27 protein-coding genes and 1 pseudogene are annotated in these 26,700 nt (G+C 63.8%); 16 read left to right on the top strand and 12 right to left on the bottom strand.

What is annotated here, in order from left to right; genetic code table 11:
• Window positions 1-6 precede the first annotated feature (6 nt).
• Window positions 7-2,445, top strand: coding sequence for a UvrD-helicase domain-containing protein (locus BM408_RS15725; protein WP_092130816.1), 2,439 nt, complete (start codon window positions 7-9; stop codon window positions 2,443-2,445).
• A gap of 56 nt (window positions 2,446-2,501) precedes the next feature.
• Complete coding sequence (locus tag BM408_RS15720; RefSeq protein WP_092130815.1) at window positions 2,502-2,888, top strand: hypothetical protein; 387 nt, start codon at window positions 2,502-2,504, stop codon at window positions 2,886-2,888.
• 26 nt (window positions 2,889-2,914) lie between these two features.
• Here the strand turns inward: BM408_RS15720 and BM408_RS15715 are convergent, their stop codons facing one another.
• From BM408_RS15715 to BM408_RS15700, 4 genes are all read right to left on the bottom strand, one after another.
• Entirely contained in the window at window positions 2,915-3,682 is a 768-nt protein-coding gene (locus BM408_RS15715; protein WP_092130814.1) for a FecR family protein, read from the bottom strand.
• A gap of 29 nt (window positions 3,683-3,711) precedes the next feature.
• On the bottom strand, window positions 3,712-4,521 hold the full coding sequence (locus BM408_RS15710; RefSeq protein WP_092130813.1) for a BPSS1780 family membrane protein: 810 nt from the start codon (window positions 4,519-4,521) through the stop codon (window positions 3,712-3,714).
• 116 nt (window positions 4,522-4,637) lie between these two features.
• The gene (locus BM408_RS15705) at window positions 4,638-5,588 is read right to left on the bottom strand and encodes a homoserine kinase (protein WP_092130812.1); all 951 of its coding nucleotides are present in this window, start codon (window positions 5,586-5,588) and stop codon (window positions 4,638-4,640) included.
• Between the two features lie 46 nt (window positions 5,589-5,634).
• Complete coding sequence (locus BM408_RS15700) at window positions 5,635-5,979, bottom strand: hypothetical protein (protein WP_092130811.1); 345 nt, start codon at window positions 5,977-5,979, stop codon at window positions 5,635-5,637.
• A gap of 156 nt (window positions 5,980-6,135) precedes the next feature.
• On the opposite strand from BM408_RS15700, the gene polA reads away from it, so the two are divergent.
• Entirely contained in the window at window positions 6,136-8,970 is a 2,835-nt protein-coding gene (gene polA, locus BM408_RS15695) for a DNA polymerase I (protein ID WP_092130810.1), read from the top strand.
• A pseudogene (locus BM408_RS23260) lies at window positions 8,900-9,637 on the top strand (M28 family peptidase); the annotation flags it as partial. The gene polA and the pseudogene BM408_RS23260, both read left to right, overlap by 71 nt.
• A 221-nt stretch (window positions 9,638-9,858) precedes the next feature.
• On the opposite strand, the gene BM408_RS23060 reads toward BM408_RS23260, so the two are convergent.
• The 5 genes from BM408_RS23060 to BM408_RS15670 form a co-directional block, all read right to left on the bottom strand.
• Window positions 9,859-9,996, bottom strand: a complete 138-nt coding sequence (locus BM408_RS23060) for a hypothetical protein (RefSeq protein ID WP_217649436.1) — start codon at window positions 9,994-9,996, stop codon at window positions 9,859-9,861.
• 7 nt (window positions 9,997-10,003) lie between these two features.
• The gene (locus BM408_RS15685; protein WP_092130809.1) at window positions 10,004-10,972 is read right to left on the bottom strand and encodes an SAM-dependent methyltransferase; all 969 of its coding nucleotides are present in this window, start codon (window positions 10,970-10,972) and stop codon (window positions 10,004-10,006) included.
• 78 nt (window positions 10,973-11,050) lie between these two features.
• Window positions 11,051-11,428, bottom strand: coding sequence for a hypothetical protein (locus BM408_RS15680; RefSeq protein WP_092130808.1), 378 nt, complete (start codon window positions 11,426-11,428; stop codon window positions 11,051-11,053).
• Window positions 11,429-11,494: 66 nt separating this feature from the next.
• Window positions 11,495-12,016 carry a thiol-disulfide oxidoreductase DCC family protein gene (locus BM408_RS15675; protein WP_092130807.1) on the bottom strand — a complete coding sequence of 174 codons (522 nt, stop codon included), beginning with the start codon at window positions 12,014-12,016 and terminating at the stop codon, window positions 11,495-11,497.
• Between the two features lie 79 nt (window positions 12,017-12,095).
• The gene (locus tag BM408_RS15670; RefSeq protein ID WP_092130806.1) at window positions 12,096-12,668 is read right to left on the bottom strand and encodes a GbsR/MarR family transcriptional regulator; all 573 of its coding nucleotides are present in this window, start codon (window positions 12,666-12,668) and stop codon (window positions 12,096-12,098) included.
• A 151-nt stretch (window positions 12,669-12,819) separates the two neighbouring features.
• Here BM408_RS15670 and BM408_RS15665 point away from each other — a divergent pair, with 151 nt between their 5' ends.
• The 9 genes from BM408_RS15665 to BM408_RS22785 all read left to right on the top strand — a co-directional run bounded on the left by BM408_RS15665 (window position 12,820) and on the right by BM408_RS22785 (window position 19,827).
• Window positions 12,820-13,737: a helix-turn-helix transcriptional regulator gene (locus tag BM408_RS15665; RefSeq protein ID WP_092130805.1), complete on the top strand. Its 918-nt coding sequence runs from the start codon at window positions 12,820-12,822 to the stop codon at window positions 13,735-13,737.
• A 154-nt stretch (window positions 13,738-13,891) separates the two neighbouring features.
• Complete coding sequence (locus tag BM408_RS15660; protein ID WP_092130804.1) at window positions 13,892-14,692, top strand: fumarylacetoacetate hydrolase family protein; 801 nt, start codon at window positions 13,892-13,894, stop codon at window positions 14,690-14,692.
• 130 nt (window positions 14,693-14,822) lie between these two features.
• Window positions 14,823-15,737 carry a dienelactone hydrolase family protein gene (locus BM408_RS15655; RefSeq protein WP_092130803.1) on the top strand — a complete coding sequence of 305 codons (915 nt, stop codon included), beginning with the start codon at window positions 14,823-14,825 and terminating at the stop codon, window positions 15,735-15,737.
• A 211-nt stretch (window positions 15,738-15,948) separates the two neighbouring features.
• Complete coding sequence (locus tag BM408_RS15650) at window positions 15,949-16,791, top strand: ZIP family metal transporter (protein ID WP_092130802.1); 843 nt, start codon at window positions 15,949-15,951, stop codon at window positions 16,789-16,791.
• A 139-nt stretch (window positions 16,792-16,930) separates the two neighbouring features.
• Window positions 16,931-17,176: a hypothetical protein gene (locus tag BM408_RS15645; RefSeq protein WP_092130801.1), complete on the top strand. Its 246-nt coding sequence runs from the start codon at window positions 16,931-16,933 to the stop codon at window positions 17,174-17,176.
• 260 nt (window positions 17,177-17,436) lie between these two features.
• Entirely contained in the window at window positions 17,437-17,652 is a 216-nt protein-coding gene (locus BM408_RS15640; protein WP_092130800.1) for a hypothetical protein, read from the top strand.
• Window positions 17,653-17,722: 70 nt separating this feature from the next.
• Window positions 17,723-18,979 carry an FAD-dependent oxidoreductase gene (locus BM408_RS15635; protein ID WP_092130799.1) on the top strand — a complete coding sequence of 419 codons (1,257 nt, stop codon included), beginning with the start codon at window positions 17,723-17,725 and terminating at the stop codon, window positions 18,977-18,979.
• Between the two features lie 164 nt (window positions 18,980-19,143).
• On the top strand, window positions 19,144-19,344 hold the full coding sequence (locus tag BM408_RS15630; protein ID WP_092130798.1) for a hypothetical protein: 201 nt from the start codon (window positions 19,144-19,146) through the stop codon (window positions 19,342-19,344).
• Between the two features lie 207 nt (window positions 19,345-19,551).
• Window positions 19,552-19,827 carry a hypothetical protein gene (locus tag BM408_RS22785; protein ID WP_139237359.1) on the top strand — a complete coding sequence of 92 codons (276 nt, stop codon included), beginning with the start codon at window positions 19,552-19,554 and terminating at the stop codon, window positions 19,825-19,827.
• Window positions 19,828-19,911: 84 nt separating this feature from the next.
• On the opposite strand, the gene BM408_RS15620 is transcribed toward BM408_RS22785, so the two are convergent.
• The 3 genes from BM408_RS15620 to BM408_RS15610 form a co-directional block, all read right to left on the bottom strand.
• Window positions 19,912-20,811 (bottom strand): sulfurtransferase, encoded by a 900-nt coding sequence (locus tag BM408_RS15620; protein ID WP_092130796.1) that lies wholly within the window; start codon window positions 20,809-20,811, stop codon window positions 19,912-19,914.
• Window positions 20,812-20,821: 10 nt separating this feature from the next.
• Window positions 20,822-21,724 (bottom strand): DMT family transporter, encoded by a 903-nt coding sequence (locus BM408_RS15615; protein WP_092130795.1) that lies wholly within the window; start codon window positions 21,722-21,724, stop codon window positions 20,822-20,824.
• Window positions 21,725-21,879: 155 nt separating this feature from the next.
• Entirely contained in the window at window positions 21,880-22,998 is a 1,119-nt protein-coding gene (locus BM408_RS15610; RefSeq protein WP_092130964.1) for an aromatic ring-hydroxylating oxygenase subunit alpha, read from the bottom strand.
• Between the two features lie 277 nt (window positions 22,999-23,275).
• On the opposite strand from BM408_RS15610, the gene BM408_RS15605 reads away from it, so the two are divergent.
• The 3 genes from BM408_RS15605 (at window position 23,276) to dxs (ending at window position 26,491) form a co-directional block, all read left to right on the top strand.
• Complete coding sequence (locus BM408_RS15605; RefSeq protein ID WP_092130794.1) at window positions 23,276-23,533, top strand: exodeoxyribonuclease VII small subunit; 258 nt, start codon at window positions 23,276-23,278, stop codon at window positions 23,531-23,533.
• 62 nt (window positions 23,534-23,595) lie between these two features.
• Entirely contained in the window at window positions 23,596-24,516 is a 921-nt protein-coding gene (locus BM408_RS15600) for a polyprenyl synthetase family protein (RefSeq protein WP_092130793.1), read from the top strand.
• 67 nt (window positions 24,517-24,583) lie between these two features.
• Window positions 24,584-26,491 (top strand): 1-deoxy-D-xylulose-5-phosphate synthase, encoded by a 1,908-nt coding sequence (gene dxs / locus BM408_RS15595; RefSeq protein ID WP_092130792.1) that lies wholly within the window; start codon window positions 24,584-24,586, stop codon window positions 26,489-26,491.
• Window positions 26,492-26,700: the final 209 nt, after the last annotated feature.

Genomic DNA, 26,700 nt, shown 5'->3' with positions numbered 1-26,700 from the left:
TGAGGGATGTTCTCAGAAGTCGCGCCAACCTCCCCTCTCTTACAAAATCTTAACCCGGAGCAACTGGCCGCGGTGACTTTGCCCGCCACGCACGCACTGATCCTGGCGGGCGCCGGCTCCGGCAAGACACGGGTGCTGACGACGCGCATCGCCTGGCTGCTGCAGACCGGCCAGGTCTCGCCAGGCGGTATTCTGGCCGTCACCTTCACCAACAAGGCGGCCAAGGAAATGATGGCGCGCCTGTCGGCCATGCTGCCGGTGAATGTGCGCGGCATGTGGATTGGCACCTTCCACGGCCTGTGCAACCGGTTTTTGCGTGCGCACTACAAGCTGGCCAATTTGCCGCAGAGTTTCCAGATCCTCGACACGCAAGACCAGCTGTCGGCTATCAAGCGCCTGTGCAAGCAGTACAACATCGACGACGAGCGTTTTCCGCCCAAGCAGCTGATGTGGTTCATCGCCGGCAACAAGGAAGACGGCCTGCGCGCCAAAGACGTGCAGGTGCGGGACGAAGAAGGCCGCAAGAAGGTCGAGATTTATGCCCTGTATGAAGAGCAGTGCCAGCGCGAAGGCGTGGTCGACTTCGGCGAGCTGATGCTGCGCAGCTACGAACTGCTGCGCGACAACGCACCGGTGCGCGAGCATTACCAGCGGCGCTTTCGCCACATCCTGATCGACGAGTTTCAGGACACCAACAAGCTGCAGTACGCCTGGATCAAGATGCTGGCCGGGCAGGGGCCGGATGCCATTCAGGGCGCCGGCGCCATGCCGGGCGGCTCGGTCGTGGCCGTGGGTGACGACGACCAGAGCATTTACGCCTTTCGCGGCGCACGCGTGGGCAACATGGCCGACTTTGTGCGCGAGTTTGAGGTCACGCACCAGATCAAGCTGGAGCGCAACTACCGCAGCTTCGGCAACATCCTCGATTCAGCCAACGAGCTGATCAGCCACAACAGCAAACGCCTGGGCAAAAACCTGCGCACCGAGGCCGGCCCGGGCGAGCCGGTGCGTGTGTATGAGTCAGCCACCGACTTCGCCGAGGCGCAATGGTTTGTCGACGAGGTCAAACAACTGGTGCGCGATGGCGTCGAGCGCAAAGAGATTGCGCTGCTCTACCGCAGCAATGCGCAAAGCCGGGTAATGGAAACCGCGCTCTTTAATGCCGGCGTGCCTTACCGCGTGTATGGCGGCTTGCGCTTTTTCGAGCGCGCTGAAATCAAGCACGCACTGGCTTACCTGCGCCTGCTGGAGAACCCGCGCGACGACACCAGCTTCATGCGCGTCGTCAACTTCCCGCCGCGCGGCATTGGGGCGCGCAGCATCGAGCAGTTGCAGGACACCGCACGCGCCGCGGGCTGCTCGCTCTACGACGGTGTGAGCGCCACCACCGGCAAGGCCGGTGCCAACCTGGGCGCTTTTGTGGCCAAGATCGACGTGCTGCGCGAGCAGACCACGGGCCTGACGCTGCGCGAGATCATCGAGCTGGTGCTGCAGCACAGCGGGTTGGAAGAGCATTACAAAACCGAAAAAGAAGGCCAGGACCGGCTGGAGAACTTGGCCGAACTGGTTAACGCCGCCGAATCCTTTGTCGGCCAGGAAGGTTTTGGCCGCGACGCGGTAGCGCTGCCGGTTGATGAGCTGGGAGCGCGGCTCACACAATCGCCTGCCAGCCAGGGGCTGGATGCGTCCGCGCCGCAACTCAATGAACCGCTGCCCGAGACGCTGGCGCCCGACACCGAAACCGGCGAGACGCTGTCGCCGCTGGCGGCCTTCCTCACGCATGCCGCGCTGGAGTCCGGCGACAACCAGGCGCAGGCCGGGCAAGACGCGGTGCAGCTTATGACGGTGCATTCGTCCAAGGGGCTGGAGTTTGACTGCGTGTTCATCACCGGCCTGGAAGACGGTATCTTTCCGCATGAAAATTCGATGAGCGACCGCGACGGCCTGGAGGAAGAGCGCCGCCTGATGTACGTGGCGATCACGCGCGCGCGCAAGCGGCTCTACCTCAGCCATTCGCAGACGCGCATGCTGCACGGCCAGACGCGCTACAACCTCAGGAGCCGGTTTTTCGACGAGCTGCCGGAAGCCGCGCTCAAGTGGATCACGCCCAAGAACCAGGGCTTTGCCTCGGGCATGGGTTCGGGCAGCTGGGGTGGTGCCGGCAATTCAGGCGCGGGTGGCGGTCGTAAAGACTGGGCCAGCAGCGTTTTTTCTTCTTCAAAGGCCGGCTCGGCCGAGCGTTTTGCCAGCCCGCCTGTGCCGCCGCAGAAGAACGCGCCTTCGCACGGGTTGAAAAGCGGCATGGAAGTGTTCCATGCCAAGTTCGGCGAAGGCAAGGTGATGATGCTCGAAGGCAGCGGCGACGATGCCCGTGCTCAAATCAACTTCACGCGCCACGGGGTGAAATGGCTGGCCCTGAGTGTGGCCAAATTGACCGTGGTGTAGCGGCCCCGCGCTGCTTGAGGCAAGCTTTTAATTGAACCCACCCTGATGAGAAAAAAATGACAGAGACAAATTCCGCAACCGGCGCCCAAAATGGCGACAACTCAGAAAGCACTTCGGCGGTTTACGTGCCGCACCAGGAGTTCAAGACCGGCCTGCCGATGGGTCGCTTTCGCGTGATCGTGAACCCGGAGCGCGCGCAAAAGTACGTCAAGCACCGCCTCTTTGTGGTCGGCATTTCGCTGCCCCTGCTGGGCATAGGCGTTGTGCTTTCGCTCTACGGTTATCTGTGGGTGGGCTTGCCGATGATTGCCGTCGGCATGCTGATGCACCGGGTCATCAAGGCCCATGCGCCAAAAATTCTGCTGCACCTGGCGCTCAATGACGCCAAGACCTACGAGGAAGCAATGGAGTACGAAATCCTCGAGGTCCGATACACGCCCTGACACACCGCGCGTGGTGTGTCGGCGGGTTAGCGGACCGGCACTTGCGCTGACTGCGCGGGATGCGTCTGCCCGGGCTGGGTGTCCATGTAACCCATACCGTCCTTCACGCCTTTTTTGCCCGCGATCTGCCAGGCCGTGCGCTGGTTGATCAGGCCCGCGAGGAATTCGAGTTCCTCGTCGCTGTGGTTGATCGCATTGGCGGGCGTCAGCCGGCGACCGTTTTTGGGCTCGACTTCGCCCCAGAATGACTGGTGGTAACTGGCCTGTGACACGGTTTTCTCGCCGTTGGACTCCATGTCGACCGTGCCGTAGCAGTTGCAAAAATAGCTGCGGTTGCCTTGCGAGGCAAACACCTCGGCATACACGCCCGTGCCGCGTATGCCGGCCGTGAGTGTGGGCAAGTTGATGGAGCGGTTGCTGCCCCGGCCCCAGACGCTGACCACCGCGCCCGTGAGCAGGCGCAGCAGGCTCACGGTGTTGATCGAGTTGCCGCGCTCCACCGTCATGAAGGAGTTTTCGCGCACCTGGAAGGCCGAGTTGCCGATGACAAACATCAGGTTGGAGCCGGGCCCTGTCTGGATCTGATCACCGGTGAGGATGGTCTGGCCGGTCTGCAGCTGGCGGCCGTTGAGCAGGGCGTCGCCCCGGAGCTGGACGATATTGCTGCGCTGCTGTGCCATGGCGGCGGGCAGCCCACCCATGGCCACCCAGGCGGCTGCGGCCTTGAGCGTGTCTCGCCTTTGAAACCACAAAATCTCTTTTTCACTACGGCCTTGCAACTGGTGCTGGGTCATGAAGCTCTCCTGGGGTAACGGTGGGGTCGTCAGGGGTTGTCGTTGGTGTTTTGGGCGTCCTCAGCGCTTTCCGGCGAATCGCCGGGCGGCGTGGCCACGAAGCTATCACGAAATGTGAAGTAAATCGAGGTGGAAAACATCGCCGCCATCAGCAATACCAGCGGCATCACGGCGGCGGCCATGAATTCGGCGCTGCCCAGCAGCCCGGACACCAGGCTGATCACAATGCCCATGCCGAGGAAGACGGCGAACCAGCCCAGCCCGAACATCAGGAAGGCACCGGCGTTGCGAAGGCAGGCCACGAAGCTGAAAAACAGACTCTTGACCGGTGAAATGCCATGCCAGTGGACCAGCGCCGGTGCATGCCAGAAGAGCAGCGAGACCGGCAGGTAAAACAGCATGGTGACCAGCATGGTCAGCTGGAACTGGGGCGTGAGCATGGCTTCACGGCCCGCATCGGCTGCGGGAGGCGGGGTGGCGCCCACCAGCAAGGGCACGGCCAGCGTGATCAGCAGGCAGGCCGCGGCATACAGGCCACCCAGCACCAGCATGGCCCGCACCCGCTGGCGGCCTGCCCGAAAGGCGCTGATCAGCACCGTGGGCATGGGGAACTTGCCTTTGAGCGCCTCTTGCGTCGCGGCCATCAGGCCCAGCGTGGCGGCCGGCACGATCATCAGCGCCAGGATGAGCCCGAACACCGGAAGAAAAGACAATATCGTGCCCGCGGCCATATAGAGAAAGAACAGCCCCGACATGGCCAGGGGCTGCTGCAAAAAGGTCTTGATGCCCAGCCTGACCCAGGTCATGCCGGTGCTCGCGGGAACGATATTGAGTTTCATGGTGCTCGCAGGGAGAGAGTTGCCGGGCGGGGCCGGGCAGGGGGTTGCAGGGGGCAGTGTGCCTGAAAGTGGCCTGGCACCGCGGCAAGTCCGTGTATCAACCCTGCCGGGCCGGCTTACAACACGTAGGGCTGCGCGAGCCGCGCGCGCAGGACGCGCTCGAAATGGCTGGGGTCATGCGCCTTGAGCACCGCCGCTTCGCGCGGCAAATGGAAGTCCCACAGGCGTGACAGCCAAAAGCGCAGGGCGCCGGCGCGCTGCATGGCGGGCAGCAACTGGCGCTCCTGCGCGGTCAGCGGGCGCACGGCCTGGTAGGCCGCCATAAAGGCTGCCGAACGCGCATCGTCACCGGCGCCGCTGGCCAGGTCTATGCACCAGTCGTTCAGGCAGACGCCGATGTCGAACAAAAAGGTGTCGCAGCCGGCAAAGTAGAAATCAAAAAAGCCGGTGAGCTTGCCGTCCTCGAACATCACGTTGTCGCGAAAGAGGTCGGCATGCACGACGCCGCGCGGCAGGCTGCGGCAGGCGGAGGAGGCCGCGATGTGGTTCTGGTAGGCCAGCTCGCCCAGGATGAGGCTGCTTTGCTCGTCAGTGATATGGGGCAGCACCACCGGCACGGTGTCGTTCCACCAGTCCAGGCCGCGCAGGTTGGGCTGGCGGCGCGGGTAGTCCAGGCCGGCCAGGTGCATGCGCGCCAGGGCTTCACCCACGCTGGCGCAGTGCGCGGCGGTGGGGGCCAGCTCGCTGTGGCCGCGCAGCTTGCTGACCACGGAGGCCGGCTTGCCCTTGAGCTGGTGGAGGATATTGCCTTTGGTGTCGCCCGCCGGGTCCGGCACCGGGATGCCGTGCGCCGCCAGGTGCTGCATCAGGTGCAGGTAAAACGGCAGCTGCTCGAAGGTCAGGCGCTCAAACAGCGTCAGGACGTACTCGCCCTGGTCGGTGTCGACAAAGTAGTTGGTGTTTTCGATGCCGCCGGCGGCACCCTTCATGTTCTGCAGCTGCCCCAGATTCAGGGCGTTCAAGAACGCTGCAGCCTCGTCAAACGAGACTTCGGTATATACGGCCATGCCTGAAACTGAACCCTGAAATACTTGGAATGTTGAAAACGGAAAATCAGAACTTCAGCACGTTCCAGACGCGCGAACCATTGGTGTCGCTGTTGGCTGCTGCAGGCGCCGCGCCCCGGGCGCCTTCCGCCGGCTTGATCTCATAGGCCGGGCCGCCGGTTTTGGGCTGCACGGTGATCTGCTGGGTTTCCCCGCCCACCCGCAGCTCGTCGATGCGCGTGCCGGCATCTTCGGTGCGGATGCGCTGGATGGTCTGGTCGGGGCGGCCGGACTGTGCCGGTGCTTCCGCCCTGGCCGCGGATTCGGCATTTTGCGCAGGCGCCTGGGCCAGGGCCGCAGCCAGCGGCAACACTGCAAAAACAGCGACAAGAGGGCGGACAAGGTGGTTCATGCCTGCATTGTAGGCTTGCGGGCCCAGCCCGACAAAGCCCGCGCCTGTCGTAATAAAGAGGCTGCCTGTGTAGGCGAAAACCCCTGTTTTCGGCGGGTAGGGGGATGCGCCCAGGCCGCAGGCAGGGCCTGGCCGATATCCCTGACAATCAGGCCCATGAGTACCGACAAAAAAACGCTTCTGCTGGTCGATGGTTCCAGCTACCTGTACCGCGCTTTCCACGCCATGCCCGACCTGCGCGCCAACCCGGGCGACCCGGCCAGCCCGGCCACGGGCGCCATCCGCGGCATGGTCAACATGATGCAAAAGCTGCGCAAGGATGTGCGCGCCGACTTCGCCGCCTGCGTGTTCGACGCCAAAGGCCCGACCTTTCGCGATGCGCTTTACCCCGAGTACAAGGCCCAGCGCTCCCCCATGCCCGACGACCTGCGCAGCCAGGTCGAGCCCATCCATGAGGTGGTGCGCCTGCTGGGCTGGACGGTGCTGGACGTGCCGGGCGTCGAGGCCGACGACGTGATCGGCACCCTGGCCTGCATGGCCTCGCAGCAGGGGATTGAAGTCATCATCTCCAGCGGCGACAAGGATTTGAGCCAGCTGGTCGATGAAAACATCACCGTCATCGACACCATGAACGACCGCCGCCGCGACATGGCCGGGGTTGAAGCAGAGTTCGGTGTGCCGCCGCGCCTGATGGTGGACTACCAGACGCTGGTGGGTGACGCGGTCGACAATGTGCCCGGAGTGCCCAAGGTCGGACCCAAGACTGCTGTGAAATGGCTGCTCGAATACGGCTCGCTGGACGCGCTGGTGGCCAAGGCCGGCGATATCAAGGGCGTGGTCGGCGACAACCTGCGCCAGTCGCTGGACTGGCTGCCCAAGGGCCGCGAGCTGCTGACCATCAAAAAAGACTGTGACCTGGTTGAATACATTGCCGGCCTGCCCGCCCTGGACGCGATTGCCATGGGCGCCCAGCAGACGGACGCCTTGAAGGCCTTCTACGAAAAATACGGCTTCAAGGGGCTGGTCAGGCAGATCGACACCGAAAGCACGCCGCCCGAATTGATAGGCGGGCCGGAAGGGCGCCATACCAAGCCCGCGGCCAAAGCGGCAGTCGCCAACCCGGATGCGCCCGGGCTGTTTGATGAGCCGGCTGCGGCGCCGGAGGCCCCGCTGGCCGAGCGCGCCAGCAACCTGAAGTACGACACCATCTTCACCTGGGAGGCGTTTGACCGCTGGCTCACCAAACTTGAAGCCGCCGAGCTGGTGGCGCTGGACACCGAAACCACCTCGCTCGATGAAATACTCGCCGAGATCGTCGGCCTGAGTTTCAGCGTCACGCCCGGCGAGGCGGCCTACATTCCACTCACGCACGACTACCCCGATGCGCCCGTGCAACTGCCGCGCGACGAGGTGCTGGCGCGCCTTAAACCCTGGCTGGAAAACCCGGCCAAGGCCAAGCTGGGCCAGCACGTCAAATATGACCGCCATGTGTTCGCCAATCACGGCATTGAAGTGCAGGGCTATGTGCACGACACCATGCTGCAAAGCTATGTGCTGGAAGTGAACAAGCCGCACGGCCTGGCCAGCCTGGCCGAGCGGCATGTGGGGCGCAGCGGCATCAACTACGAAGACCTGTGCGGCAAGGGCGCGCACCAGATCAAGTTCAACCAGGTCGATATCGCCAAGGCCGCCGAATATTCCTGCGAAGACTCCGACCAGACGCTGGACGTGCACCGCGTGCTCTGGCCGCAACTGGAGGCCAACGAGAAGCTGCGCTTCATCTATGAGCTGGAAATCAAAAGCAGCGAAACCCTCTACCGGATCGAACGCAATGGCGTGCTGATCGACGCACCCACGCTGGCCGCGCAAAGCCACGAACTGGGCCAGCGCATCATTCAGCTGGAATCCGAGGCGTATGAGATCGCCGGCCAGCCCTTTAACCTCGGCAGCCCCAAGCAACTGGGCGAGATCTTCTTTGACAAGCTGGGCATGCCCGTCATCAAGAAAACGCCCAGCGGCGCGCGCAGCACCGACGAAGAAGTGCTTGAAAAACTGGCCGAGGATTACCCGCTGCCCGCCAAGCTGCTGGAGCACCGCTCGCTCAGCAAACTCAAGGGAACTTACACCGACAAGCTGGCGCAACTGGCCGACCCCCGCACGGGCCGGGTGCACACGCACTATGCGCAAGCCGTCGCGGTGACGGGCCGCTTGTCGAGCAACGACCCCAACCTGCAGAACATCCCGATCCGCACGGTGGAAGGCCGGCGTGTGCGCGAAGCTTTCGTCGCGCCCGCGGGCAGCGTGATCGCCAGCGCCGACTACTCGCAGATTGAGCTGCGCATCATGGCCCACATCAGCGGTGATGAGGCACTGCTGCGCGCCTTCACCGACGGGCTGGACGTGCACCGCGCCACGGCGGCTGAAGTGTTCGGCGTGGCGGTCGACCAGGTCAGCAGCGAGCAGCGCCGCTACGCCAAGGTCATCAACTTCGGGCTGATCTACGGCATGAGCAGCTTCGGCCTGGCGCGCAACCTCGGCATCGAAACCAAAGCGGCGGCGGCCTATATCGACAAATACTTCCAGCGTTATCCGGGTGTGAAGAACTACATGGACCAGACCGTGGTTTTTGCCCAGGAAAACCATTTTGTCGAAACCGTGTTCGGCCGGCGCCTCTACCTCTCAGAGATCAACGGCGGCAACGGCCCGCGCAAAAAGGCGGCGGAACGCCAGGCCATTAACGCACCCATGCAGGGCACGGCGGCCGACCTGATCAAGCTCAGCATGAACAAGGTGCAGGAAGTGCTGGATGCGGAAAAGCGCGCCACCAAAATGATCATGCAGGTGCACGATGAACTGGTGTTTGAAGTGCCCGAGGCGGAAGTCGAATGGGTGCGCACCGAGATTCCGCGCCTGATGGCGGGTGTGGCCGATCTCAAAGTGCCGCTATTGGCCGAGATCGGCGTGGGCCCCAACTGGGACAAAGCGCATTAAGCCGCCCCCACTTCCTTCTTCTCTTGCAGCGGGCCCGCGTGGGGGAAAGCGCCGGAAGCTCTTCGTTGCCGGCGCCGCCTTGGCTTTGTTGCTGGCCGGTGCTGCGGTAACTTATGCTTGGTACCGGTTGACGCAACCTTTTGTGTCTGCCAGTGACACGACGGCTCCCGCATCGCAGGCGGCATCCGCTGCCAGGCTGGAGCAACTGGTTCGCAAGCTCTCCACCGATTTTTCCAATCGGACCTTCGACAACGGGATTCGCCTTGAAGGCGCCGCCGTTTACGTGGAGTCACAGCTTTCCGCGTTGGGCCTCAAGGTGGAAAGCCAGCGGTTTGAAGCCGAAGGCAGGCCATACCGCAATCTGATCGTGAAGCTGGGGCCCGATACGCCGGAGGTGATGGTGGTTGGCGCTCACTATGACGTGGCCGGTGAGCAACCCGGCGCGGACGACAACGCCAGCGGTGTCGCGGGCCTGGTCGAACTGGCGCGACTGCTCAGGGGGCAGTCTTTCCGCCAACGAGTGGAACTGGTGGTCTACACCAACGAAGAGCCTCCTTTTTTTCGCACACCTTACATGGGCAGTGCCGTTCACGCACGGTCTTTGGCTGAGTCCGGCAAACGTGCATCTCTCATGCTGTCGCTTGAGTGCATTGGGTACTTCAGTGACGAACCAGGAAGCCAGGACCATCCTGTGCGGCTTCTCAATGCGATCTATCCGACCACCGGAAATTTCATCTCGCTCGTGGGCTTTTACCAGGACGGGGACGTCGCACGCCAGGTGAAGTCGGCGATGAAGTCGGCCTCTGACCTGCCGGTGTACTCCATCAACGCGCCGGGTTTTGTGGTGGGGATTGATTTTTCAGACCACCTCAATTATTGGAATGAAGGCTACGTGGGCATGATGGTCACCACACAGCCTTCTACCGGAACAAGGCCTATCACACGCCGCAGGACACCGCCGACAGGCTGGACTACCGGCGCATGGCGAAAGTCGTCGACGGCGTGCGGGCGGTGGTCATGCTGCACGCGGCAGTCACCGGGCCTGCGCGCTAGGTTTCATCGCTTCCGGCGTCCCACCGTCGTCCACGGGTTTGCGCGCGGTGACCATGTAGTAGCCGAATCCCGGCAGCCACAGGCCCAGCAAAAAGGCCGCGTACGAGGCCACGATATGGCCGCGGCGCAGCGGCGACAGGCGAAAGCGGGCGCGCCACAGTTCACGCAGCGCAAAGCGCGTGGCAAACAGCGGAATCTGCAAGGCGCTGGGCGCCAGGCGCAGACTGATGTCCTGGAAACGGATGTCGGTGAACCCCTGGCCGGCCAGGGCGGCATGCAGCGCTTCTTTCTCGGCCAGCTCGTTCACCGCCCAGTGGCGGCACCAAAGCCTGTAGATGCGCTCCATGAATCCGGGCAGGGGCTTGTTGTTGCGGCGCAAGGCGTCGGCGATCACCAGCGTGCCGCCGGGCCGCAGCAGGCGGGCCGCTTCGCGCACCAGGGCGCGCTTGTCCGCGCCCTGCGCGTGGCAGGCGCTTTCCAGCGCGTAGACACCGTCGTAAGCGCCTGCGCGCAAGCCGGTGTTCACATAGTCGGCCAGGTGAAAGCGCACCTGGTTGGGCAAGGCCGCGGCCTGGTTGAGCTGGGCGCCCTGGACAATTTGCTGCGCCACCAGCGTGACGGCATCCACCGTGCAGTGCTTGCGGTGCTGGACGATGGCCCGCGCCGTCGCGCCGGCGCCGCAGCCCAGGTCGGCCAGCCGGGCGGCGCCGCTGGCCGGCAAATCCAGCCGGTGCAGCACTTCGAGGTTCATGCGTTCCAGCATGGCTTCGCGGCGCAAAGGATTGACCTTCCAGGACCAGTAGCCGAAGTGCATGTTCATGCCGGGGCTCCAGGCGCGGTAGTCGTCTGCCACGGCGTTGTAGTAAGACCGGATGTCCGCCAGCCGGGCTTCGCCGCCTTTGGCGGGCTGGGTGATGGCGCGGGAGGTGACGGGCGTTGCGGTGATCATTGTTGTTCTCCGTTCATGAACCTCTTCAGGCGGGCCAGCCGGCGGTGGAAGACTCGTCGGCTGCCGCCGTTACAGCTGCTACAGCGGGCCTGGCTGCGCCACCCCCTGCACATGGGCGGCCAGCTCTTTCGCTGCCAGCCATTGCCGCACCTGCATCCACACATTGCGCGAAATAACCGCCACGGTGACAAACACACCCGCCAGCACCAGCCACAGCGAACGCCGTACGGTGTCGATGACGCTGCTGTGCTCATTGAACTCGCCGAAGCTCAGCATCAGCAGCAAGGTGCCCGAGACCGCCAGCAGGTAGGCGCAGCGTATCCAGAACTCCGCGCCGCCGTCGGCATCGCAAAGCATGCGAAGCACCTTGTAGAGGATGGGCTTGAGATAAGTGATGGCGATGACCGGGCCGACCAGCGCAATCAGCAGGGAGACAAAAAACAGGTTGGCACTCATGATGATTTCCTTTCGTTTTCGCTTTGGTTTTCTTTTTGCTCGGATACCTGGGTAGGTTTGCCAGGCTTAACGTGCGCAGGTCCCCGCATCGCAGCGCGCCAGGGCCGAACGCTCTGCGGCGCGCCGCACGGCGCCCTCAAACAGCAGGCGCACCACACCGCGGGGGATGCGGTGGCGGTTGCGGGCCAGCACCGGGTAGCCCCATTCGGCCAGCGGGCGCAGCAAAGGCATGCGCATGGCCGAGCTGACCCAGCCCATGCCGACGGCTTCATAAGCCAGCCGGAACACCTCCACACCCTTGAGCACCCGGCCGTCCGCGGTGCGCGCGTGGATCAGCGTCATCAGGTCTTCCATGGTGGCGCCGGCGGGCACGTCTGTGAAATCCGGCGCCGAGACATCGGCAAAGCGCAGATGGCCTTCGGTGTCGCGCAGCATGAGGTTGCTCATCTCGGCGTTGCAAAGCGGGCAGGCGGCTTCGTAAAACAGCGTCAGCGGGTAGATGGTGGGGTCAAGCCCCGCCTTGAAGCTGTCGTAGCGGGTGTTGCCGAGGTCGGGGATGCTGCGGGTTTCGGTGCGGATGCTTGTCATATTTCTCTCCTTAAGAAATTTCAGTACAAACAGAAATTGATAGTCAAAAAAAGGGCCAAAGCTGGCCGGGTTCCTCAAATCAAAAAGTAGGCGGTAAAAGTTCGGAAGGGTCCATGGGTTTGGCGTCGCTGTCGCCGCGCACAAACTTCTGCACGCTGGCGCCCATGCGCAGCACTTTCTCAAGCGTGGTGGGCGACAGCCGCAGCATCTCGTCGGCCCACAGGCCCAGCGACTCCATCAGGCGCAGGGTTTCGCGCACGCGGTCCTGGGCGTCGGCGGATTCGGCCTCGAAGCCTTCTTCTTTCACCAGCTCGCGCAGCATGCGCACCGTCGGGTCGTATTCGCGCTCCTTGCGTTCACGCACCACGGTGCGAAACAGCTCCCAGACGTCGAGTGAGGTCTCGTAATAGTCACGCCTGTCGCCCAGCACATGGGTGGCGCGTATCAGGTTCCAGTTCAGCAGTTCCTTGATGCTATTGCTGACGTTGGAGCGGGCCACGGCCAGGGTGTCGGCGATATCTTCGGCATGCAGGGGCCGGCCGTGGAAGAAGAGCAGGGCGTGGATTTGGGAAACGGTGCGGTTCACGCCCCAGGCGGTGCCCATTTCTCCCCAGTGGACGACAAATTTGCGGGCGACGGGGCTGAGTTCCATGGCTTCGAATATACGCTTTCGTTAATTTCTGTCAAGACAGAAACTAAAAGATTCCACGAAAAACCACGAAAGGGCTGCACAGGCCCACGGAAAGTCTGCGGAAGGCTTTGTACCGATGCGCCCCCCACTGTCAGCGCCGAGAATACCGCCCATGACAGACACCAGCGCCATCAAAACCTACGGCATGTCCGAGCGGGCCGACCACCTCGACTTTGACATCCGGTCCCAGCTGGTGCGGCCGCCGCTGGTGCGCCCGCACCGGCACGAGTATTTCCAGATCCAGATCAGCCTGCAGGGCGATACCGAACAAAACGTGGCCGGCACGGTGCGGCCCTTCCGGCGCGGTTATCTGAGTTTCATCCTGCCCTATCGCGTGCATGTGATTCCGCACCCCGAGGGTTCGCGCTACGTCATCATCAATATGTCGCAGCAGTTCCTGCGCCCCGGCCTGGACGTGGACCCGCTGGACCTGGAAGACGTGCCGCTGACCCGCGCGCCCGAGCTTGCGCCCTTTCTCTTCCAGGAACACACCGACTTTTATTTCTCGGAAGAAGAATTGCCCGAAGTCGAGCTGCTGCTCGAAAAGCTTGCGTCGGAAAACGCCAATCGCCGCTTCGGCTCCATCGAAATGATTCGCGGCCTGATGCTGCAGCTCATTGGCCTGGTGTGCCGCAAGTACGAAGCCGAACTGCTGCGCTTTTCAGCCAGCCAGGCGCAGCAGGGCAGCCGCCGCGCCAGCCTGCAGCGCGCGGTGCGCTACATCCGCGAGCATCTGGCCGGTGAAGTCACGCTGGCCGATGCGGCCGCGGCCGCGTTCCTCTCGCCCAACTACCTGGCGCACCTGCTCAAAAAAGAAACCGGCAAAACCTTCACCGACCTGGTGACGGAGCGGCGCCTGGAGTACGCGCAGGAACAGCTGGCGCATAGCAGCCAGCGCATCGCCAGCATCGCCCATGCCTCGGGCTTTGCCGACGAGGCTTACTTTGCGCGGCGCTTTCGCCAGCGTTTTGGGCAGACGCCCAAGGCTTTTCGCGACAGCGTGCGGGCGAAAATTTCCGGTACGGCCTGACCGCACAGCTGCTGCAACGCAGCAGCGGTGCATTGAATCGTCCGGTAAATGCGTAATTGCGTCTGCTTATATCTGGCATGTGCAACCTAAGCTCGACTGTTGGAGAAAAAAGCTCATAACAAGCTCCAGCTTTTATCAATCCCAGGAGACACACATGACAAAACCAGACATGAGCAAACGCGGAATTCTGCAAACCGGCGCCCTGATGACGGCAGGTGCCATGGTCGGCTGCGCCACACCCGGCACGGCGGCCAATGCACCGGCCACACCTTTCACGGTGGCCGAAACCTATGTGCCGATTGCCGGCAGCGCCGAGATGTTTCCGGTGCGCCGCATTTATTGCATTGGCCGCAACTACGCCGCCCATGCGATCGAGATGGGCTCGGACCCGACGCGCGAGCCGCCGTTTTTCTTCCAGAAGCCGACGGACGCCATCCAGGTCGTGCCGCCCGGCAAGGTGGCCGATCATCCCTACCCGACGCTGACCAAGAACTACCACTACGAAGTCGAACTCGTGGCGGCGCTCTCCAAGGGCGGGCGCAACATCCCGATGGACAAGGCGCTGGACCTCGTCTACGGCTATGCACTGGGCCTGGACATGACGCGCCGCGACCTGCAGCGCGGCATGGGTGATCAGAAGAAACCGTGGGAAATCGGCAAAAGCTTCGACCGCTCCGCCCCCATAGGCCCCATCCACAAGGTGGCGCAGACCGGCCACTACACCAAGGGCTCGATCTGGCTCAAGGTCAACGGCCAGGTCAAGCAGAACGCCACGCTCAACCACATGATCTGGTCGGTGGCAGAGCAGATCTCCAAGCTGTCCGAGGCGTTTGAGCTTTTCCCCGGCGACATCATTTACTCGGGCACGCCTGAAAACGTCGGCCCGGTGGTCAAGGGCGATGTCATCGAATGCCATATCGACGGGCTGCCGGAGCTCAGCGTCAAGATCGTTTGAAGCAGGCCGGCTAAAAGGGGGGCAAGGGAAAACACCGTGTCATCGCTTTGTGGTGGCAAGAACTTCCGCCGCCGCATAGACTCCGACTGTTTGCTTTTTGCCCCTCCAACAACATTACTGAGGAACCGCCATGCTTGAACACGACCAGAAAAAAGACTTCGATGCCCTGCTGCCTGCCGGGCAGTCCACCGAAGCCGGCGCCAGCCGCCGCACCGCGCTCAAAACGGCCCTCGGCGTCGGCTATGCCGCGACGGCCATGCCCATCATGGCGCAGACCGCCATCAAAACCTCGTCAGACGGCCTGAAGACCGGCGAGACCACTTACGAAGTCAACGGCTTCAAGGTGCCCGCCTTCTTTGCAGCGCCCGCCGGCAAAACCAACCTGCCAGTGATGCTGGTGATCCAGGAAATCTTTGGCGTGCACGAGTACATCGCCGACACGGCACGGCGTTTTGCCAAAGCCGGCTACCTGGCAATTGCCCCTGAGCTCTATGCGCGCCAGGGCGACCCCAGCAAATACAACGAGATGGCCAAGCTGATGGCTGAAGTCGTCTCCAAAGTGCCCGACGCGCAAGTCATGGCCGACCTGGACGGCGCCGTGAAGTGGGCAACCGCTAACGGCGGAAACGCCAAAAAGGTGGGCATCACCGGCTTTTGCTGGGGCGGCCGCATCACCTGGCTGTATGCCGAGCAAAGCAAGAACGTCAAGGCCGGCGTGGCCTGGTACGGCCGCTTCGTGGGCCAGCCGTCTGCGCTCACGCCCAAGCACCCGCTGGACCTGGCCGCCGACCTCAAGGCGCCGGTGCTGGGCCTCTACGGCGGGCAAGACGGCGGCATCCCGCTGACCACCGTCAACCAGATGAAAGACGCCCTGGCCGAAGCCGGCGCCAAGGGCAACAAGGCGGCAGCGGCCTCCGAGTTTGTCGTCTACCCGCAAGCGCCTCATGCCTTCCACGCCGACTACCGTCCGAGCTACCGCAAGGATGCGGCTGAAGACGGCTTCAAGCGCGCCCTCGAATGGTTTAAAACCCACGGCGTGGCCTGATCCCTGCTGTCAGGCAGAAAGCCGCCGGGTCCGAAAGGGCCGGCGGCTTTTTTTGCGCGTGCCCCCTTGACGCGCTTGATAAGATCAAAGGTAGCCCCGGCCGCAGGCATTGGATGCCGTGCCCCGGGGTTTTGTCGTCTGTGGTGTAACCTCCACGGATAGTGTTGAATGACTTCGGGCTACAGTCCCCTAAATACGAGCGTAAGCAGCTATGACTTTGATAGCGATCCTGATCGGGACCCTGGCGGCCGGCATCGGCAGTGTGTGGCTGGCGGCGCTGCTCAGCTTTGGCGTGCTGGCCCGCTACACCCAGCACATGCTCAGCCTGGCCGCCGGCGCGCTGCTGGCCACGGCTTTTATGCATTTGCTGCCCGAGGCCTTTGAAAGCCAGGCCGGCGCCAAAGAGCTGTTTGCCACCTTGCTGGTCGGGCTGGTGTTTTTCTTTCTGCTCGACAAGGCCGAGCTCTGGCACCACGGCCATGAACACCATGGCGGCGAACACCACGGCCCTGAAGCGGCGGCGCATGCCCAGCATGACCATACCGGGCACGTCCATGCCGCGCACAGCCACCATGGCCACGATCATGGGCATGGCGAAGTCAAAAGCGGCAGCTGGGCCGTGCTGGCGGGCGACAGCGTGCATGCCTTCGGCGACGGCATCCTGATCGCGTCGGCCTTCATGGCAGATTTGCGGCTGGGCGTGGTGGCCGCGCTGGCGGTGCTGGTGCATGAGGTGCCCCACCACATGGGCGACCTGGTCGTGCTGCGCCAGACCTCCAACAACCGGCGCGCCGCTTTCGTCAAGGTCTCGCTGGCCGGCGCCGTCACCGCGCTGGGCGGGGTGGTGGGTTATGCGCTGGTCGACCAGCTCTACGACTACCTTCCGTTTTTCCTGATCATGGCGTCCAGCAGCTTTATCTATGTCGCGCTGGCCGACTTGATCCCCCAGTTGCAAAAGCGCGTCACCGCCCGCGAAACCGTGGCGCAAATCGCCTGGCTGGCCATAGGCATAGGCCTGGTCACGCTCATCAGCGGGATGGCGCACCACCATTGAGCGGCGGGGTTCGGCTGCTGTCAGACGGCGCCTGACAACTACAAGCGCCGGCCACCTATAGGCGGGTTTTGGGCGCGGCGGGAAGATCAGGGCAAGCATCGTCCGATGCCCCGTTCTACTGCGCAAAGGCAGGCCCGCCATGAACTTCCATTCAGACTCCAGCACGGTTTCCAGCGCTTTCCGTCCCTCCGCCTACGACGTCAGCGGTGAGTTGATGGAGGCGACGAGGCATGAGGCGCCCGAACACAAACAAAGCAAACCACGGAGTTTTCGCCGTCCGCGGGCTGCCGCTTACATCGCTTTTTTCATCACGGTTTTTGCCAGCATGGCCGCGGCCGCCGCGCTGGCGACGCATGACATTCCGCTCATGGTGGTGGGCTTGTGATGGCCACCAACCCCAACGTTCCGCCGCCCGAGCCGCTGCCGCCGCTGGACACCCCGCCGGACCCGGGCGAAGTGCAGACCACCCCGATGCCCATGACATGCCAATGAGGCTGAAATAGGCGAAAAAGCGCCGCTGGCAGCGAAATCGAAACCGGTGTAATGTCGTATTGCCCCCCAAGGGGCGGCAGGAGATGCATCACAGGCCTCAAAGGCCCGTGCCGGATGTTCTACAGGGTTTGACTGCTCTCAAGGAGAACCGACATGCCGATCGATACCGCGCCAGAAGGTGCCGAGTTGCTGCACCAGCCCGTCGTGAAACCGTTTCCCGAGTTCAGCCCCAAAACGCCTCACCAAGCCCAGGACGCGGGCAGTGACGGCCACAACCATGACTACGATGCCGCTATGCAGCAGGGCGTTTCCACCGGTTCATCTACCGGTACAGGGCAAAAGCCGGGCCTGGGTTCTGCGTCGCCTTAGCACCCGAACGCTTGCACCGGCCGGCAAGCTTGGCTAAGGTCGGGGGACTCTGATTCCCCGAGGAGACACCATGGCCGAAACAATAAATGTTCGCTGCTGCATCGCAGGCGGCGGCCCCGCCGGCATGATGCTGGGCCTGTTGCTGGCGCGCGCCGGCGTCGAGGTTCTGGTGCTGGAAAAGCATGGCGACTTCCTGCGCGATTTTCGCGGCGACACGGTGCACCCGTCGACGCTGAATGTGATCCACGAGCTCGGCCTGCTCGACAAATTCCTGGCGCGTCCGCACGACGAGATCAGCGAGATGCGCGCGGTGATCGGCAACACCGAGGTGCTGCTGGCCAACTTCAAGCGTTTGAACATCCGCTGCCAGTTCATCGCGATGATGCCGCAGTGGGAGTTCCTCGATTTCGTGCGCGATGAGGCCGAGCGCTACCCGGGTTTTCGCCTGATCCAGAACGCCGAAGTGACGGGTGTGATCGAAGAGGGCGGTGGCGTGACGGGGGTGCAGGTCACCACATCCGACGGCCCCCTGGAGGTCATGGCCGACCTGGTCATAGGCGCGGACGGCCGGCGCTCGACGGTGCGCAGCGCGGCGGGGCTGGTGGTGCGGGATCTCGGTGCGCCGATTGACGTGCTGTGGATGCGCCTGCCCAAGCCGCCGGGCGACCCGTCCACCACCGGTGGGCGCATCACCACAGGCCTCTTCCTGGCGACGATTGACCGCGGCACTTACTGGCAATGCGCTTATGTGATTCCCAAAGGTGGCATTGAGGAGGTGCGCGCGCGCGGCCTGGAGGCTTTCCGGGCCGACATGGTGAAGGTGGCGCCGCTTTTTGCGGGCCGCATCGGCACCCTGGCAAGTTGGGACGACATCAAGTTGCTGAGCGTCACGGTCGACCGGCTGGAGCGCTGGTACAAGCCGGGCCTTTTGTGCATAGGCGATGCGGCGCACGCCATGTCGCCGGTCGGTGGTGTCGGCATCAACCTGGCGGTGCAGGACGCGGTGGCGGCGGCCAACATCCTGGCCGCGGCGCTGGCCGATACGCGCATGGGCAAGGCAGACTTCACGCCGCTGCTCGCGCAGGTGGAAAAGCGCCGGCTGTTTCCGACCCGCCTCACGCAGGCCGCCCAGGTGGCGATCCAGAACCGGGTGCTCAGCCCGGTGCTGGCAGGCCGGGGCCGCGACGGCCCGCCCATGGAAGTTCCCTGGCCCATGAAGTTGATGCAGCGCTTTCCGGTGCTGCAGGCGCTGCCGGCGTATGCGGTGGGCATGGGCGTGCGGCCCGAGCATGTGCGCTCGCCCGCGACGCCGCCGGCGGATTTGTAGGAAGCTTCCTACATCATCGGAAGGCATTGCCTACACCCACCGGCAGGGCTGCCTTTTAGAGTGAATCAAGCGCAGCACGCGAACATACCGAACGCGTGCCCGAACTGCATGGCCAATACTCTTCGGAGCCAGGAGGCCACGCCCTGCAAGCCAAGGAGGCCAACATGAAAATCAGCGACCACTCACCGCGCACCTACAGCGCCCACCGCCCCGAGCCCAGCCCGTCCAAGGGCCTGGTGGGCGACAGGCCCGACAACGGCTCCCGCAGCAGCCGCGGCGCGGGCCCCAATTCGGGTGCACGGCTGGACAACCCGCACAAGCGCATTCGCCTGACAGGGCACGGACGTTTTGACGGCGCAAGCTAAAGGCACCGCACGACACCGCACGCGTATGGCGAAGAAGCCCTACAGCCCTGTGGGAAGCCGTCTCATGCGGGCCAGCCCGGGCGCCCGGCTAAATTGAAATCTGGCTGGCGTCAAACCTTGCAGCCCAAGTTCAGACGATAACGGTCACGATCACAGACGATCGGTTCTTTGATTCATCTTTCATCGCTTTTATAAAAGGAAACAGACATGCTCGCATCCAAATTCAAACCCGCTGCCGCTACGGCCGTCGCATTGGCCGCTTTGCTGGCACTGGGCGCCTGTGGCAAAAAGGTGGAGGACACCGGCGCAACACCTTCATCGTCATCGACGCCTGCCGCGACAACGCCATCGACTTCGTCCATGCCGTCCACCACGCCATCATCCACCGACACCAGTGCCACGCCGACGCCTGGCGCCAGCGCCGCAGCGGCGAATGCGGGTGTCACACCGGCCGGCACGCCTGCCAGCGGCAGCACCAAATAACGCGTACTGCCCCCGGTTTTTGCACCGGCAATAAAAAAAGCCACCAGTGCCCATGCCTGGTGGCTTTTGTTTGAGGGGTGCGCGTCAGCCCTGCGCCACCGGCCGCTCCGGGTTGCTGCACCAGTCGCTCCAGCTGCCGGCGTACAGCCCAGTCCTTCCCAGGCCGGCGACTTCCATCGCGATCAGGTTGGGCACGGCGCTGACGCCGCTGCCGCAGTGATGAACCACGGTCGCCGGGTCGCGCCCGGCCAGCAGGGTTTCAAACTCGGCCTTGAGCTGCGCGGCTGGTTTGAACTTGCCGTCGGGCCCGATGTTCTGGCTGAAAGGGCGGTTCAGCGCGCCCGGGATGTGGCCCGCCACCGGGTCCAGCGGCTCGACCTCGCCTTTGAAGCGGGGCGTGGCGCGTGCATCAACCAGGGTCTGCGCCGGCCTGCCGAGCTGCTCGGCCACGGTCTGCACCGACACCAGGGAAGCCCTGGCCGGCGCCAGCAGGAAATTCGCCTGGAAGTGCGCGGGCTCTTCGCCGCTGTTGACGGCGCCGCCTGCGGCCTGCCAGGCCTGCAGCCCGCCGTCGAGCACGGCGACGTTTTCATGGCCGGCCCATTTGAGCATCCACCACAGACGCCCGCAGTAGTTGGCGCCGTTGCGGTCGTACACCACGGCCTGCATGTCGTTGGCCAAACCAACACTGGACAGCCAGGTCGCGAACTTCTCGCGGTTGGGCAGCGGGTGACGGCCGCCCGACGCGGGGGCGTCGGCGCCGCTGGCGGTGATCACACCGTGCGCGCCCGGCACGCCGTGCTTGGCGCTGAGCGCGGTGTCCAGGTTGGCATACACGGCGCCGGGAATGTGCGAGGCGAGGTATTGCTCTTGCCCGGCGCTGGGTTTCATCAAATCAAAGGTGCAGTCGAAGATACGCAGGGGCTTGGCCGATTTGACCAGGGCTTGCAGCTGCTCTGCGGAAATCAGGGTGGTGTAGCTCATGGGAAGCTCCTTAGTGTTCTTCAGCCGGGGCGTTCGGCGCAGCGCGGGCGCGCAGCACGGTCGCGGCAATCGCGCTCACGATGATGAGCGCCATGCCGGCCCAGCCGATCCAGGGGATATTGTCGCCAAACAGGATGAGGCTGTAGATGGCCGCAAACACAATGCCCGAGTACTGCAGGTTGGCCACCATCAGCGTGCCGCCGTGGTTCTCCGACATGGAGTAGGCCTTGGTCATGGCCAGCTGGCCCAGCGAAGCCAGGATGCCTATGGGCGGCAGCCACAGCGCGTGCTGCCAGTTCCAGGGCGTGATGCCCATCACCGCCATGCCCAGCGAGCCGGCCACCGCGGTGCCGACGGCAAAATAAAACACGGTGCGCGTTTCAGGCTCGCCCATGCGCGCAATCGCCATCACCTGCATATAGGCAAAGGCGGCGCCCAGGCCCGACATCAGGCCTACCAGGCCGGCAAAAGTCTGGTTCTGGTCGATGGCGGGGCGCAGCAGCATGACCACGCCGATAAAACTCGCGAGGATGGCCATGACCAGGGGCCCCTGGCTCGGGCCTTTTTGCCCGGCCTTGCCCAGCATCAGCGCGCCGCCGACCAGAAAGGCGGCAATCCAGACACTGCTCATGTAATTGAGCGTCATGGCGGTCGCCAGCGGCAGGTGGGCAATGGCGTAGAACCAGGCCGACAGCGACATCACGCCGATCAGGCTGCGCCAGGCATGCATCGCCGGGTAGCGGGTGCGCAGCGTGATGCCCTGGGCGCGGGCGTAGGCGGCCATGAAGAGGATGCCCAGCACGCCGCGGTAAAACACCAGCTCGGCGCTGTTGAAGTGCTCGGAAGCGAACTTGACGCAGACCCCCATGGTGGCAAACATGAACGAGGAAAAAAGCATCCAGAAGGCTTGCATGGCGGGCGGTGGGCTTAAAGGGAAGGAAGGGAAGGAGGGGAAGGAGGGGAGGGAAGGGTGAAATGAAAAATGGCTGCGGCCCCAATGTGTGGGACTGCAGCCATCCTATACGCGGTCTCGGCGGCTTGCACGTTGACGGGTTCTCAGACCATCTCTCAAATCATCTGCGTGGTCTTGCTGGCGCCCATTTCGCGGCGGTACCACTCGTGAAAGTGCTGCATGCCGTCTTCCATGGGGCTCTGGTAGGGGCCGAACTCGTTGTCGCCGCGAATCATCAGCGCCTTGCGGCCGGCGTCCATGCGCAGGGCGATCTCGTCGTCTTCCACGCAGGTCTCCATGTAGGCGGCCTGCTGGGCTTCGATGAATTCGCGCTCGAAGGCGCAGATCTCTTCAGGGTAGAAAAACTCGACCACGTTGAGCGTTTTGTCGGGCCCCTGCGGATGCAGCGTGCTGACCACCAGCACATGCGGGTACCACTCGATCATCACGTGCGGGTAGTAGGTGAGCCAGATCGCGCCGTACTTGGGCGGCACGCCCTTGCGGTACTGCAGCACCACGTCGTGCCATTTTTTGTAGGTGTCGGTGCCGGGCTTGCCCAGCTTGTCCGACACGCCCACGGTCTGCACCGAGTAGTCGGATTCGAGCTGCCAGCGCAGGTCGTCGGTGGTGACAAAGCCGCCCAGCCCGGGGTGGAAGGGGCCGACGTGGTAGTCCTCCAGGTAGACCTCGATGAAGGTTTTCCAGTTGTAGTTGCACTCGTGCAGGTGCACCTTGTCGAGCTGGTAGCCCGAAAAGTCGAGGTCGGAGAAAGTGGCGAGCTGCGACATTTCGGCGGCGACGTCGCGGCCGTTGTCTTCAAACACCAGGCCGTTCCAGGTCGTGGTTTTGTAGCGGTTCAGGTTCAGGCAGGGGTCGATCTCGAAGTGCGGCGCGCCTATGAGCTCGCCCGAGGTGTTGTAAGTCCAGCGGTGCAGCGGGCAGACGATGTTGCTGCCGGTGTTGCCGCGGCCCTGCAGCATGGTCGACTGGCGGTGCCGGCAGACATTGGAGATCAGCTCGATCCCCGAAGCGTTGCGCACCAGCGCGCGGCCTTCGCCTTCGTGCGGCAGGGCGTAGTAGTCGCCCAGCTCGGGCACCGCCAGCTCGTGGCCCAGGTAGCGCGGCCCGCGCGCAAACAGCTTTTGCTGCTCCCGCTCAAACAGGCCCGCATCAAAATAGCTGGAAATGGGAAGCTGGCTGGTGGCCTGCAGGAGACGAAGGCTGAGATCAGACATGCAAATTTCGGTGAACATGCCGCCGCGCAGGGCTTGGAGGCAGTTGACAAGCGAGGGAAGCGGGCTGAGCGGCAGCCCACGGGTGAAACAAGGCCGGGTATCCCGCAGCGGGGGCTCCGCTGCTATCGAGAACTGTTATCAATTGTACCCGCGGGGGGTGAATTCGGGGGGCTTAAGGCGCGGCCACTGGATAATGGGAATATTGCATTTGCAACCCGGCTCTGCGGGGCCTGCAAAAGCCCCCAACGGCCTAAAATCAGGCTTTCACCCCAAAAACATGGCCAAAAGCTCAACATCTTCCGCCTCCGCTCCTGCTGCCGCCCCGGCATTGCCTGCCACTTATGAGGCGGCCCTGCAGGAACTCGAAGGGCTGGTGGACAGCCTGGAGTCCGGCCAGTTGCCGCTGGACCAGCTGCTGACCGGCTACCAGCGCGGCGCGCAGCTGCTGAAGTTTTGCAAGGACAAGCTCGAAGCCGTGGAAAACCAGATCAAGGTGCTGGAAGGCACGGAACTCAAGCCCTGGGTGCAGGAGTAGGCGCGGCGCCTTGTGCCGGCCCCTGCTCTTTCTTTTTGACCCCCTACAACAAGAGACCCCGATTGAACGCCCCTGAAAAACTGCCCCTGTTCACGCTGAGCGCCTGGAGTGCCAAACAGCTGGCCACCGTCGAGCAGGCATTGTCCCGCTGGGTGGCATGCCCCACCGCCGCGCCCGCGCCTGCGGGCCTGGGCGACGCCATGCGTTATGCCGTGCTCGACGGCGGCAAGCGCTTGCGGCCGCTGCTGGTCATGGCGGCCTGCGAAGCCGTTGACGGCAATGCCCAGGCCGCCTTGCGGGCTGCCTGCGCGGTGGAGCTGATTCACGCTTATTCACTGGTGCACGACGACATGCCCTGCATGGACAACGATGTGCTTCGCCGCGGCAAGCCCACGGTGCACGTCAAGTTCGGCCAGGCCCAGGCATTGCTCGCCGGCGACGCGTTGCAGGCTTTGGCTTTTGAATTCCTCACCCCTGAAGACGGCTCCGTCGATGCCGCCACGCAGGCGCGCCTGTGCCGCATGCTGGCCCAGGCTGCGGGCTTTCAGGGCATGGCCGGCGGCCAGGCGATTGACCTGGCCAGTGTGGGCATGCCGCTGAATTCGCAGCAACTGCACGAGATGCACCGCCTGAAAACCGGCGCCCTGCTTGAGGGCAGCGTCATGATGGGCGCGGCCTGCGGCGCCGCCAGCCCTGCCGCGCAAAGCGCCTTGCGCGACTACGGCGCGGCAGTCGGCCTGGCCTTTCAGGTGGTCGACGACATCCTGGACGTGACGGCCGACTCGGCCACGCTGGGCAAGACCGCCGGCAAGGATGCCGCGCAGGACAAGCCCACTTTCGTCTCGCTGATGGGGCTGGAGGCGTCCAAAACCTATGCGCAGCAATTGCTGGCCAAAGCCCTGGCCAGCCTGGACGCCAGCGGGCTGGGCCATACCGACGCCCTGCGCGCGCTGGCCGACATGCTCGTCAACCGTCATCACTAAAGCTTGACCCGCGACAGACAACACCAGGGACAGAGGACGCGGCCTCGCCATAACAACGACACACACGATGTACTCACTGCTTGAAACCATCAACAGCCCCGCCGATTTGCGCAGGCTGCCCCGTGCCGAATTAAAACCACTGGCCGATGAACTGCGCGCCTATGTGCTCGACAGCGTCTCAAAGACCGGCGGGCACCTCAGCTCAAACCTCGGGACCGTGGAGCTCACGGTGGCGCTGCACTACGTCTTCAACACGCCCGACGACCGCCTGGTGTGGGACGTGGGCCACCAGACCTATCCGCACAAAATCCTGACCGGCCGGCGCGAGCGCATGGGCAGCCTTCGCCAGTTCGGCGGGCTGTCGGGTTTTCCGCGCCGCGACGAGAGCGAATACGACACCTTCGGCACGGCGCATTCGTCGACCTCGATTTCCGCCGCGCTGGGCATGGCGCTGGCCGCCCAGCAAAAAGGTGAAAACCGCCACGCGGTCGCCATCATCGGCGACGGCGCCATGAGCGCCGGCATGGCCTTTGAAGCGCTGAACAACGCGGGTGTGCACGACCACTGCAAGCTGCTGGTGGTGCTCAACGACAACGACATGAGCATCAGCCCGCCGGTGGGCGCGCTGAACCGCTACCTCGCCCAGTTGATGAGCGGGCGCTTCTACGCATCGGCCCGGCAAGTGGGCAAACAGGTGCTGCGCGTGGCGCCGCCCTTGCTCGAGCTGGCCAAGCGGCTGGAGTCGCACGCCAAAGGCATGGTGGTGCCGGCCACGCTGTTTGAAAACTTCGGCTTTAACTACATCGGCCCCATCGACGGCCACGACCTCGAGTCGCTGGTGCCCACGCTGGAAAACATCAAGCACCTGATGGACACCCAGGGCGGCCCGCAGTTCCTGCATGTGGTCACCAAAAAAGGGCAGGGCTACAAGCTCGCCGAAGCCGACCCTATCGCCTATCACGGCCCCGGCAAGTTCGACCCGGCCATGGGCCTGCAAAAGGCGGCAGCACCGGCCAAGCAGACTTTCACCCAGGTCTTCGGCCAGTGGCTGTGCGACATGGCCGTGCAAGACAGCCGACTGGTCGGCATCACGCCGGCCATGCGCGAAGGCTCGGGCATGGTCGAGTTCCACAGGCGCTTTCCTGAGCGTTACCACGATGTCGGCATTGCCGAGCAACACGCCGTGACCTTTGCGGCCGGCATGGCCTGCGAAGGGCTCAAGCCCGTGGTCGCGATTTATTCGACCTTTCTGCAGCGCGGTTACGACCAGCTGATCCACGATGTGGCCTTGCAAAACCTGCCTGTCGTGTTTGCGCTGGACCGCGCCGGCCTGGTCGGCGCCGACGGCGCCACCCATGCGGGCGCCTACGACATTCCTTTCCTGCGCTGCATTCCCAATATGAGCGTGGCCTGCCCGGCCGATGAGCGCGAATGCCGCCAGCTGCTCAGCTCCGCCTTTGCGCAAAACCACCCGGTGGCCGTGCGTTACCCGCGCGGCGCCGGCGCCGGCATCGAACCCGAAGCCGGCCTGGAGCCGCTGCCCTTCGCCAAGGGCGAAATCCGCCGCGAAGGCGCGGGCGTTGCCATCCTGGCCTTTGGCACGCTGCTGTACTCGGCCCTGCAAGCGGCCGAGAAACTCGGCGCCACCGTCGTCAACATGCGCTGGGCCAAACCGCTGGACACCGAACTGCTGCTCAAAGTGGCCGCCAGCCATGAAGCCCTCGTCACGGTCGAAGAAGGCGCCATCATGGGCGGCGCCGGCAGCGCCGTCAGCGAAGCCCTGCAAGCCGCAGGCATCGCCACGCCCGTGCTGCACCTGGGCCTGAAAGACGAGTTCATCGAACACGGCGACCCAGCCAAGCTGCTGTCGCTGCAAGGCCTTGATGCCGCGGGTATCGAAGCGGCCGTCACCACGCGCTTCGGCGCGTTGCTGACCAATAAGCCTGCCAAGCCCGCGCTCAAGTCCGTCGCTTAAGCGCGGACTCAACTCTTTAACCAGGCAGGGGCCGCAAGCGCAGCGGCTCCTCGGCGGACAGCGCATTACACGAAGTGAAAAGCGTGGGAGCCGACAGGTTCCTGTCAGCTCTTCAAGGGTTTACCCGCCCGGGCCCCACCACCCTCATTTCTAGAATTCCTCAAGGCCTGCAGAAGCAGTCTTTCGGGTGCATGCACCCAGTCAAAAGC

Source organism: Polaromonas sp. YR568, from assembly GCF_900116715.1.
Lineage (GTDB): Bacteria > Pseudomonadota > Gammaproteobacteria > Burkholderiales > Burkholderiaceae_C > Polaromonas.
This window is presented reverse-complemented; position numbering and strand designations above follow the sequence as displayed.